Below are 10,873 nucleotides of genomic sequence, written 5' to 3' on the forward strand. Positions count from 1 at the left end.
TACCGAAGCCTATTTTCCGCTCGACACCGAGTATCGGAACCGTCGCGAATTTTCAGGCACGCTGGAAACCTTCTCGCTTGGGCTCGTCAGCGTGTCTAAAATGCGCTGCGATGCCGTAAGCTATCGTCGCCACCGCCGCCACTTCCTCAACGAGCGTGACGCCAGCCTGCTCATCACGATCCCGGAGATGTCGGAGGTGAATTTCTCGCAAGGGTCGAGAACCGTCAATTGCAGGCCGGGGGGCTTTCTCGTCGAGCGGGGAGATGCGCCTTACGAATTCTGGCACGGCAAGCCAAACGCGCTGTGGGTCCTCAAGGTACCATCATCGAGCGTTCGGGCACGGATCGGATCCGCCGAACGGCTCAGTGCGCTCAGTTTCGACGCGACCCAAGGCATCGCCGCGCTCTTCCTCGACACGGTGCGAACCACGATCGGCCATCTCGATGAGATTACTGAAGTCGCTCGTGAGATGATGGGCAGGCACATCCTGGAAATGCTGTGCCTGTCGATCGTGAGCGACGATCGCGTGCTGGACAGCAGCATCTCGTCGATCCGGGCCGGCCATTTGCATCGTGCCGAGCAGTATATTCGCGACAACCTGAAGAATTCCGACCTCGGCCCGCAGGCGGTGGCTGATGCCTGCGGCATCTCCCTGCGTTACCTGCAGGTCCTTTTTCAGGACAGCAACCAGTCGATCAACGGCTTCATCCGCGACGCCCGGCTTGAACTTTGCGCCGAGGAGCTGATGTCGGTGACCAACATCAGCAGCGTAGCCGAGATCGCTTACCGCTGGGGCTTCGCCGACCAGTCCCAGTTCTGCAAGCACTACCGGACGCGGTTCGGCTGCGCACCGACGGATACCCGTCGCGAAGCAGCGAACCGGGCGGGCGGCTCTTCGGCCTCGCGAGAGCGCCACTAGTCCCGACGAAATCCGGGCCAATTCCACCATTCATGCAACGTCTCCCCGGCAAGGGGCGACGAAGGCGGGGCTTTGCCCGCAAGACCTTGCGAAGGAACTGTCATGAGCCGAATCAGAGTTGCCGTCGATGTCGGAGGGACTTTCACCGACATCTGCATCATGGACGAAGACAGCGGAGCGATCCGCATCGAAAAAACCGCCTCCACGCCTGACGATCCCATGCAGGCCATCATGAATGGCGTGGAGCAGGGGCGCATCGATCTTTCGGAGGTAACGATGTTCTCTCATGGTACGACGGTCGCCACCAATGCGCTGATCACCCGCCGTCTGCCGCGCACCGCAATGGTCTGCAGCGAGGGTTTTCGTGACGTTGTAGAGATCCGTCGCGCCAACAAGGAAGATCTCTGGGACACCTACAAAGATGTCGCCAAGCCCTATATCCCGCGCCGCGACCGGCTGACCGTCCGGGAACGGGTCAGTGCCGAGGGCACGATCCTGGAAGCGTTGGACGAAGAGGCCGCGCGTCGTGTCGCGGAGATTCTCAAGAAACGGCAGGTCAAGTCGATCGCCGTCTGCTTCATGAACTCCTATGTCAACGGCGCCAACGAGCGCCGCATGCGTGAGATCCTGAAGGAGGCAATGCCGGATCTGCCGGTCTCGATCTCCTCGGAGGTGATGCCGGAAATCTTCGAGCACGAACGTTTTTCCACCACCATGGCGAACGCCGTCTGCGCCCCGGTCGTCGTCGACTACGTGTCGCGTCTCGGAGAAAGGCTTGCCGACGCCGGATACAAGCGAGATCTCCTGTTGCTGCACAGCGGTGGCGGGGTCATGACGCCCGCGAGCGTCAGGGATTTCTCGGCTCGGCTCGCGGGATCCGGCATCGCCGCCGGCGCGATCGCAAGCCGCTTTATCGGAAATCTCTGTGGCTTCCCGAACTCGATCGGCTTCGATATGGGCGGCACCAGCACCGACGTCTCGCTGGCCTGGAACGGGGAGTCGCGCATCACGAAAGACTGGTACATCGAATTCGGATATCCGATCCGCTTCCCCTCCATCGAGGTGCTGACCATCGGTGCGGGCGGCGGATCGTTGGCATGGCAGGACGAGGGCGGCAGCTTGCGCAACGGACCGCAGTCCGCTGGGGCTTTTCGAGGTCCGGCCTGCTACAAGAATGGCAACCGCACCGCCACCAACACCGACGCCAATGTCGTGCTCGGCCGTCTCGGCACCAGCCTTGCGGGCGGCAAGATCACGCTCGACCCCGCTCTGGCCACCCAGGCGGTTCAGGAGACGGTGGCGGAACCCTTCGGCATGGAACTCCACCAGGCGGCCGAGGCGATCATCGCCGTCGCCAACGCCAATATGGGCAATGCCGTCCGGCTTCTCTCCATCAGCCGAGGCTACGACCCGCGCGACTTTGCGCTGGTCGCATTCGGCGGTGCTGGCGCTTTGCACGGAGCGGCCGTGGCCAAGGAGCTTTCGATTCCAACCGTGATCGTACCGCCCAATCCCGGCGTCACCTCCGCGCTCGGTTGCCTTCTCGTCGACGTGCAGCACGATTTCTCCGAAAGCTTCATGGCCGATGCTTCGACTGTCTCGCCCGCCGAGATGCAGGCAGCCTTCGTTCTGATGGAAAAACAGGCGGTTGAGCGTCTGGGCCATGAGGGCGTGGCGCAGGAAGACATGGCGCTGCAGCGCACGGTCGAGATGATGTACCAGGGCCAATGGCGCTCGCTCGCGGTGTCAGCCCCGGCGCGGATCGAGAGCATCTGCCCGCTGATCGAGGCATTCCACAACGAACACGAACGCGAGTTCAACTACCGCCGCGAAGACGCGCCGGTGTCGATCTTCCGCATCGCGGTCAAGGCGATCGGCATCGTCCCGAAAGCCGAGATACCGCGACACGAAGTCTTGCCTCATGTGCCCGAGCCGCTTGGCCGCCGCGGCGTCTGGTTCGACGGCGTATCTCATGACGCGGCTGTCTATGAACGCGATCAACTCAGCGCCGGCGCTGCCTTTGCGGGACCCGCCATCGTCGAACAGTTCGATTCCACCACCGTGGTTCCGCCGGGAATGAGCGCGACCGTCGACGGCTTCCTGAACATTCTCATCGTGACGAAAGGCTGAGACATGACAAAGCTGATTGAAACGGGCCCTGGCCTAGATCCGGTAACGTTCGAGGTGCTGAAGAACTCCTTCATCACCACCGTCGACCAGATGGCCGAACAGATGCTTCGCACCTGCTATTCCTTCGTCATCTACAACCGAGACTTTTCGAATGCCCTGCACGACGCCGATGGCAACTCCGTCGCCCAGGGCAACTACGACATCGCGGTCCATGTCGGCACACTGCACAACACGTGTAAGGAAGTGATCCGGGTCTTCGAAGGCGATATGGCACCCGGCGATGTCTACGCAATCAACGATCCCTATGCCGGCGGTACGCATTTCAGCGACGTTCGGCTCGTCCGGCCGATCTTCGACGAAGACAAACTGATCGGCTTCTCCCAGTCGAACGGCCACTGGTCGGATCTTGGCGGCTCGGTGCCGGGCTCCTTCGATGTCACCGCCCGCGATATGTTCCGCGAAGGCCTGCGGATCACGCCGTTGCGCCTTTTCCAGCGCGGCCGCTTCTGCTCCGACGTCGCCAACATGATCGCGGCCAACACGCGCGATCCGGCATCGATCATCGGCGACATCCATTCCCAGGCGCAGGCGACGCTGGCTGCCGAGCGCGAACTGTTGCGGCTGGTCAAGAAGTACGGCCGCGGTCAAGTCATGCGCGGTATGGAGGAGGTCCAGGACTACGTCGAACGTGCGGTGCGAAAGCGTCTCGCGGACCTGCCCGACGGCACCTGGGAGACGGTCGACTACATCGATCGGGATCTCGGTGCCGGCGAAGGCATGATCCCGATACGCATCAAGATGACGATCAAGGGCGACACGATCCACTACGATTTTACGGGAAGCCACTCGACCATTGCCTCGATGTACAATTCCGCACCGGGCGCGACCTTCTCGGCCGTGGTCGCCGGCATGAAAACCTTCTTTCCGGACCTCCCGCTCAACAGCGGGTTTTACCGGATGATCGAGGTGACCGCGCCGAAGAACAGCATCGTCAGCGCGGAATGGCCGGTGGCGGTGACCGGGTTCCTGATGCCGTTTGAAAAGATCATGAACGCGATCTTCGAGATGTGGTCGAAGATCATGCCCGAACGCGCTATCGCCTGCGCCTTCAACCTCGAATATCTGCTGGCCGGGGGACGGGATGCGCGCAAACCCGAAAAGCCGATCTTCATGTTCTACGAATGGCTGCCTGGCGGCTGGGGCGGGCGCAACGGCAAGGATGGTGCCGATGTCACCACCGCCTGCTTCGGAACCGGGCTGATGTCGCAGCCGAACGAAGGCAACGAGCGGGTGAATCCGACTCGGACGGTCGAGTTCCAGATCAAGCAGGATTCAGCCGGACCCGGCAAATGGCGGGGCGGCGTCGGCGTGCAGAAGACCTCGTTGCTGCTTGAGGCTGAAAATGCCGTCATGTCCTATATTTGCGACCGTGAGCGCGCTGTCGTCTGGGGCGTCGAAGGGGGGCTGCCGTCGATGCCCCACGGCTTGACCATGAAGCGCGCCGGAGAAGAGACCGAGATCTGGCTCGGCTCCGTGTTCTCCGATTACTCCGTCCACACAGGCGACCAGTTCGCTCGTCCGACGGCCGGCGGCGGCGGTTTCGGCGATCCATTGGAGCGCGAGCCCCGCAAGGTGATGGAGGACGTGATCGACGACTACGTTTCTCTGGAGCGCGCCAGGACTGACTACGGCGTGGTGATCCGCGAAATCGACCGCGACCTGTGCCAGTACGAAATCGACGGGACGGCAACCGAAGCCTGCCGTGCCGACATCCGGGCGAAACGGAAGGACTGGGCACGCATGGATCCCGAGGAGGTCGCGCGCAAATACCGCTCCGGCGAGATCGATACGCTCGATGCGGTTCGGCACTATGCCGTGATCCTCGACTGGGAGACTGGCGAACTACTTCCCAAAACCACCGCCCAGTTCCGGGAGAGTTTTGAGAAACGGACCGTTGCCCACTGGGTCTGAGCGCTAGCGAGCGCGCCGCAATCTTGCGGGCGCTCGCGGGATGCCCGAGTTATCTGTTTTTTCGATACCATATTCAAAGAATTACTATTTCACAGGAGCCTAAAGCTGGAGCAACAATGCTGCAGCGCCGCGAAAGTTGGCTGCTTCCGAGGGGTATGACAGATGGCACCGAGCGTGGAACGATCGTTCACCGCAGCCAGCACGATTGAAGAGGCAATGGCCGCACGCCGGCAAGGCGCGGCGGTGCTTGCCGGCGGTACCTGGATGATGCGTGATCCACGGCGCGGGGTCGATCTTCCCGAGGCGGTGGTCGCACTCCACCGAATACCGGCCTTGTCCAAGGTCGAAATCGAACCCGACCATGTCGTGATCGGCGCAGCCGTTACCCATGCAGTCCTTGGCCGCGCGTTGCATGGGGCAGCGGGCTTCGAAGGTCTGGTTGCCGCGGCGGAGAATGCGGCCAATCCCGGCATCCGAAGGGTCGCCACCGTGGGCGGCAACCTTTGTGCCCTCGACTTTGCCGCCGCCGATCTCGCCCCCGCGCTTCTCGTCTGTGAGGCGACGGTAGAGCTGGAGACGTTCGAAGGCCCAAAACTCATCGGTATTTCGGATTTCCTCAAAGACAGGCATGCGCTGCTGGCCGAAGCGATTGTCACGAGAATTCATCTGCGCCGCGACCTTGTCGCAAGCGCGCATATCCGCCTGCCGCTTCGGAAAGCCGGCGACTACCCGGTCGCCATCGTCTCGCTTGCGGTGGACAAGGACAAACGATGTCGCATTGCCGTCGGCTCGGTGGAGCCGGTAGCGCGGCGCTGGACGGCGCTCGAACAGGCCATGGCGGCGGACTCTGCCTCTGCGTTCGATCCGGAACGCACCGCCGAGCTTGCGCTGGAGCACAATGATTTTCAGGGACGTGACGGCAAGGAAGCGGAGGGTTGGTACCGGCGCCAGGTTCTTGCGCCTCTGGTCAAGCGCGGTGTTGCCGCACTTCTCAAGACCGGGCGCCTGGTATGACCGTGATATTCCAGCTGAATGGCGAGGACTGCCGCTTTGATGGCGATCCGATGACGCCGCTCGTCGACATCCTGCGGCAGGAACGATTCCTGACGGGGACCAAAGCCGTGTGCCGCGAAGGCTTCTGCGGCGCGTGCACCGTGCATGTCGACGATGAGGCGGTGCCGTCCTGCCTGAAGCCGATTGGCCTCGTCCAGGGATGCGCGGTGACGACCATCGAGGGATTGAGTTCCGGCAACCAGGCGCTGCACCCGCTCCAGGCCAATTTCGAGGGGGCCGATGCCGTGCAATGCGGCATGTGTTTCCCGGGAATGGTCATGAGCCTTTCGGCGTTCGTGCGTGACAACCCGCATGCGAGCCGCCCCGACATCAAGGCCGCGATGGTCGGCAACATCTGCCGCTGCACCGGATATGAGCGGATCGTCGACGCCGTGGCCGACTGCCTCGACCAAGCGCGGAAGGCTGGCCAGTCGGTGGGAGGCATCCATGTCTGAGCTGTCCGCCACGGTGATGAATCTTCCCCGCCGCGATGCGCAGGACAAGCTGCGCGGGCGCACGAAATACACCAACGACCGGGTTCGTCCCGACATGTTGCATGCCGTGCTGCTGCGGTCGACCGTTGCCGCGGGGCGTATCCGCAAGCTCGATGTTTCGGCGGCACTTCGCTGTCCTGGTGTGCGCGCAGTGGCGACCGGCGCCGACGCGCCAGGGCTCTACGGCATCGGCATTGCCGACCATCCGCTCCTGGCCATCGACACGATCCGCTATCATGGCGAGCCAATCGCCGTCGTTGCCGCCGAGACGGAGAAGCAGGCGCGGGCGGCGCTTGCCGCCATCGTGCTCGAGGTCGAGCCGCTGGCACCGGTATCCACCATGGCCGAAGCGCTCCAGCCTGCCGCCCGTCTCGTCCATGAAGGCTGGCGCGGCTATGAGGTGATCACCGAGGGCGGTGCACGTGCCGGCAACATCGCATGGGAGGCAAAATCCAGCCGCGGTGACGTCGATGCGGCCTTCGCCCGTCCCGACATACGCATTGTCGAGAGCAGCTTCACCGTCGGCCGGCAGAGCCATGTGCCCTTCGAACCGCGCGTTGCCATCGGCTCCTGGGAGGACGGTCGTGCTCACATCCAGACATCGACGCAGGTGCCTTGGACAGTTCGCAACGTCACCGGAAGGGTCATGCAGCTTGCGCCCGGGCGTGTGCGGGTCACCGTGCCGCCTGTCGGCGGCGGGTTCGGCCTGAAATTCGATGCGTCCATCGAGCCGATCACGGCACTTCTGGCGCGGATGACCGGGCGCACGGTGGTCCTGGAAAACACCCGGCAGGAAGAGATGGCAACCTGCCTCTGTCGCGAGAATGCGGAAATCCGCATCCGCTCCGCCGTCACCGCCGAAGGATACATCGCCGGGCGCGAGGCGGTCGTGCTGATGGACTGCGGCGCGTATGGAGGCGAACAGGTTTTTCTGACGACGATGACGGCGCACACGCTGGGTGGCAATTACAGGGTTGGCGCAACGCGGCTCGTCAGCCGCGCCGTATACACCAACACACCACCCAACGGCGCTTTCCGCGCTTGCAACGGCGTCTACAACACCTTCGCGTTGGAGCGGCACACCGACGAAATCTGCGATGCGCTAGGCTTCGACCCGATGGAGTTCCGGAAGAAAAATGTCCTGGGAGATGGCGATCTCGGTGCCACGGGCCAGGTTTTCGAGGCCGACGTGCTGGCTCCGATGCTCGATCGCATGGAGGCGTTGCGTGCCAGTACCGGCACATCGGAAGCGAAGGCCGACGGCAGGCTCTATGGAATTGCGACCACGGTCGGCACATGGTTCGTTTTCGTCGGGCCTTCGGCGGCGACGGTGAATTTGAACGCCGACGGTAGCGCAACGTTGGTCACCTCGGGTGTGGAGATCGGGTCCGGCACGATGGTGCAGTCCCTGCCGCAGATCGTGGCCGGGCAGCTCGGGCTTGCTCCCGACCAGGTGATCGTGCGCGAAGCCGATACGGATGCCGCCGGTCTCGATGTCGGTGTTGGCGGCGGACGAACCACCGTGTCCATCGGCGCGGCAAGTGTGGCCGCCTGCGCGGACGTGCGGGAGAAGCTGCTGCGGACCGCCGGCGAGATGCTGCAGACCCGACCGGAAGACTTGGTGCTGCGGGACGGTCGTGTCGAGATCACGGGACGTCCCGGTTCCGGCATGTCGATCCCCGCTGTCGTCGCCCATGCGCAGGCAACCACCGGCCCGATCACCGGAAGCGGAGCCTTTACCGCCAGGAACACTCCGGCAATGTCCGGCTGCGCGATGGGGCATTTCATCGATGCGCTCGACATTCCCGTCTTCGTCGTTCACGAGGCCGAGGTCGCGGTCGACCCCGAGACCGGCCATGTCGAGGTGCTGGCCTATCGCGTGGTTCAAGATGTCGGCCGCGCGCTCAACCCGCGCGCCATCCTGGGCCAGATACAGGGCGGCGTGGTGCAGGGACTGGGCTATGCGTTGCATGAGGAGGTGACGCTCACCGCCGATGGACGCATCGCACAGGACGATTTCGAGACCTATCGCCTGCCGTTGGCGCAGGACGTGATTCCGGTCGCCGCCGACCTCTACGAGGGCGCCCCGTCGATGGGGCCTCTAGGCACCAAGGGCGCGGGCGAGGTCCCGATCCTGGCCGTGGGCGCGGCGATCGGCTGCGCTGTGGCACGCGCCATCGGTAAGCCGGTGCGGCAGCTGCCACTGACGCCGCCGCGTGTGCTTCGACTGCTGCATGAGCGCGAACCACCGCCGGAATTCCCGCACATCGCCCCCGGCTGGGCGTCGAACACTCTGGGCTGAGGCAAGCAAACCATGGTCACCCTGAACTGCGACATGGGCGAAAGCTACGGCAACTGGCGCTTCGGCGACGATGCCGGCATCATGCCTCATATCGATTGCGCCAACATCGCCTGCGGCTTCCACGCCTCCGATCCATGGACGATGCTGAAGACCGTGCGCCTCGCGCTTTCGCATGGCAAGCGGGTCGGCGCGCATCCCTCCCTTCCCGATCGTGAGGGGTTCGGCCGGCGCGAAATGAAACTTCAGCCGGAGGAACTGACAGCCGCCTTCCTCTACCAGATCGGTGCTTTGACAGGGATGCTGGCCGCCGAGGGCGGGGAGCTCAGCCATGTCAAGCCGCATGGCATCATTTACGGCATGGCCGCGCACGACGTCGACACTGCCCGGGCAATTGCCGCGGCGGTCAAGCCGTTCGGCGTCCCTCTCTTCGGCATGGCGGGAACCTGTCACGAGACGGCGGCAGCCGAACTCGGCGTTGCCTTCGTGGGCGAGTTCTTTCCCGATCTTGCCTACGCTCCCGGCGGCAGCCTGATCATTCCGCGCGTCCAGTCGGCCATCGACCTGACGCTTGCCGAGCACCGCATGGTGGGGGCGCTTAGCCGACACGAGCTCGTCACGACAGACGGCACGATCCGCCCGGTCGACTTCGACACCGTCTGCATCCACTCCGATCCGCCGAATGCGCGCGACGTCGCCGCGCTGATGCGACGGATCATCGATACGCATTCCGACAGCCTGCCATGATTCATTCTCCCGAATCGTGAAAGCTCCACGCATGGGATCGAAGACTATCTCGAACTCACCGCCCGAACCATTTCCCCAAGCCGCTGAGGACTTCCATGGATGCGCTTTCCAACTCTCTCGCCGCCGCCGACATCGCCACCACCATGCACCCCTACACCAACCTGCGTCAGCACGAAGAAACCGGGCCGCTGATCATCAGCCGCGGCGACGGCATCCGCGTGTATGACGAGCGGGGCAAGGAATACATCGAAGGGCTCGCCGGGCTGTGGTCGGTGGGCGTCGGCTTTTCGGAAAAGCGGTTGGCCGACGCTGCCTATCAGCAAATGCTGAAGCTGCCCTACTACCACACCTTCTCCTCCAAGGCGCATGAGCCATCCATCCGGCTGGCGGAGAAACTCGTGGAGATGACGCCGGAAAACCTGACGCGTGTCTTCTTCACGTCGTCGGGCTCGGAAGCCAACGACACCATCGTCAAGATGATGTGGTTCATGAACAACGCGCTGGGCCGGCCAAAAAAGAAGAAATTCCTGGCACGGACCAAGGGCTATCACGGCATCACCGTCGCCTCCGGCAGCCTGACAGGCCTGCCGGTCAACCATCGCGACTTCGATCTGCCGGCCATTCCCGTTCGCCACCTGACCTGCCCGCACTTCTATCGCTTCGGCATGGCAGGCGAAGACGAAGCCGCCTTCACGGCGCGCCTGCTCGCCGAGCTGGAAGCGGTGATCGCCGAAGAAGGGGCTGACACCATCGCAGCCTTCATAGGAGAGCCGCTCATGGCAGCCGGCGGCGTTCTGCCACCGCCGGTCGGGTACTGGGAAGGCGTGGAGAAAATCTGCAGGGCAAATGATATCATTCTGATAGCAGACGAGGTGATCTGTGGTTTCGGGCGGCTTGGTACGCCCTTCGGCGCTCAGAAATACGGCTTCACGCCTGATATCATGACGGTCTCCAAGCAAATCACGTCGTCTTATATGCCACTTGCCGCCGTCATTTTCTCCGATGCGATCTATCAGGCGATCGCCGACAACACCGCCACGATCGGCAATTTCGGCCACGGCTTCACGGCGTCAGGTCATCCGGTCGCGACGGCAGTGGGTCTCGAAAACCTGGCCATCTTCGAGGAGCGGGACCTGATCGGAAACGCGGCCCGCCTCGAGACGTCGTTCCAGGCCGGCATCCGCTCATTTGCCGATCACCCGCTTGTCGGCGAAGCGCGGGGCACCGGTCTTATCGGCGCCGTTGAGCTGGTGGCAGACA

General features: G+C 63.3%; 8 protein-coding genes. All 8 read left to right on the top strand.

Features of this window, described 5'->3' with window-relative positions; translation table 11 throughout:
* Window positions 1–919: helix-turn-helix domain-containing protein (locus tag EN914_RS10230; RefSeq protein WP_127389068.1), on the top strand; the 919-nt coding region annotated here is incomplete at its 5' end.
* A gap of 102 nt (window positions 920–1,021) precedes the next feature.
* Window positions 1,022–3,049: a hydantoinase/oxoprolinase family protein gene (locus EN914_RS10235; RefSeq protein WP_024502394.1), complete on the top strand. Its 2,028-nt coding sequence runs from the start codon at window positions 1,022–1,024 to the stop codon at window positions 3,047–3,049.
* A gap of 3 nt (window positions 3,050–3,052) precedes the next feature.
* Window positions 3,053–5,020, top strand: a complete 1,968-nt coding sequence (locus EN914_RS10240) for a hydantoinase B/oxoprolinase family protein (RefSeq protein WP_024502395.1) — start codon at window positions 3,053–3,055, stop codon at window positions 5,018–5,020.
* A 162-nt stretch (window positions 5,021–5,182) separates the two neighbouring features.
* Complete coding sequence (locus tag EN914_RS10245) at window positions 5,183–6,034, top strand: xanthine dehydrogenase family protein subunit M (protein ID WP_024502396.1); 852 nt, start codon at window positions 5,183–5,185, stop codon at window positions 6,032–6,034.
* Window positions 6,031–6,528: a (2Fe-2S)-binding protein gene (locus EN914_RS10250; RefSeq protein ID WP_024502397.1), complete on the top strand. Its 498-nt coding sequence runs from the start codon at window positions 6,031–6,033 to the stop codon at window positions 6,526–6,528. Before EN914_RS10245 ends, EN914_RS10250 begins: the two co-directional genes overlap by 4 nt.
* On the top strand, window positions 6,521–8,869 hold the full coding sequence (locus EN914_RS10255) for a xanthine dehydrogenase family protein molybdopterin-binding subunit (RefSeq protein WP_024502398.1): 2,349 nt from the start codon (window positions 6,521–6,523) through the stop codon (window positions 8,867–8,869). Before EN914_RS10250 ends, EN914_RS10255 begins: the two co-directional genes overlap by 8 nt.
* A 12-nt stretch (window positions 8,870–8,881) precedes the next feature.
* Window positions 8,882–9,613 (top strand): LamB/YcsF family protein, encoded by a 732-nt coding sequence (locus EN914_RS10260; RefSeq protein WP_024502399.1) that lies wholly within the window; start codon window positions 8,882–8,884, stop codon window positions 9,611–9,613.
* Between the two features lie 95 nt (window positions 9,614–9,708).
* Window positions 9,709–10,873: aminotransferase (locus tag EN914_RS10265; protein WP_127389069.1), on the top strand; the 1,165-nt coding region annotated here is incomplete at its 3' end.

This window comes from Mesorhizobium sp. M7A.F.Ca.CA.001.08.2.1 (assembly GCF_003998455.1).
GTDB classification, from domain to species: domain Bacteria; phylum Pseudomonadota; class Alphaproteobacteria; order Rhizobiales; family Rhizobiaceae; genus Mesorhizobium; species Mesorhizobium ciceri.

What these genes read in the sequence shown, in the direction of transcription:
- EN914_RS10260 (WP_024502399.1), top strand. Translation starts at nt 8,882, where the DNA reads ATGGTCACCCTGAACTGCGACATGGGCGAAAGCTACGGCAACTGGCGC.
- EN914_RS10245 (WP_024502396.1), top strand. Translation starts at nt 5,183, where the DNA reads ATGGCACCGAGCGTGGAACGATCGTTCACCGCAGCCAGCACGATTGAA.
- EN914_RS10235 (WP_024502394.1), top strand. Translation starts at nt 1,022, where the DNA reads ATGAGCCGAATCAGAGTTGCCGTCGATGTCGGAGGGACTTTCACCGAC.
- EN914_RS10240 (WP_024502395.1), top strand. Translation starts at nt 3,053, where the DNA reads ATGACAAAGCTGATTGAAACGGGCCCTGGCCTAGATCCGGTAACGTTC.
- EN914_RS10250 (WP_024502397.1), top strand. Translation starts at nt 6,031, where the DNA reads ATGACCGTGATATTCCAGCTGAATGGCGAGGACTGCCGCTTTGATGGC.
- EN914_RS10255 (WP_024502398.1), top strand. Translation starts at nt 6,521, where the DNA reads ATGTCTGAGCTGTCCGCCACGGTGATGAATCTTCCCCGCCGCGATGCG.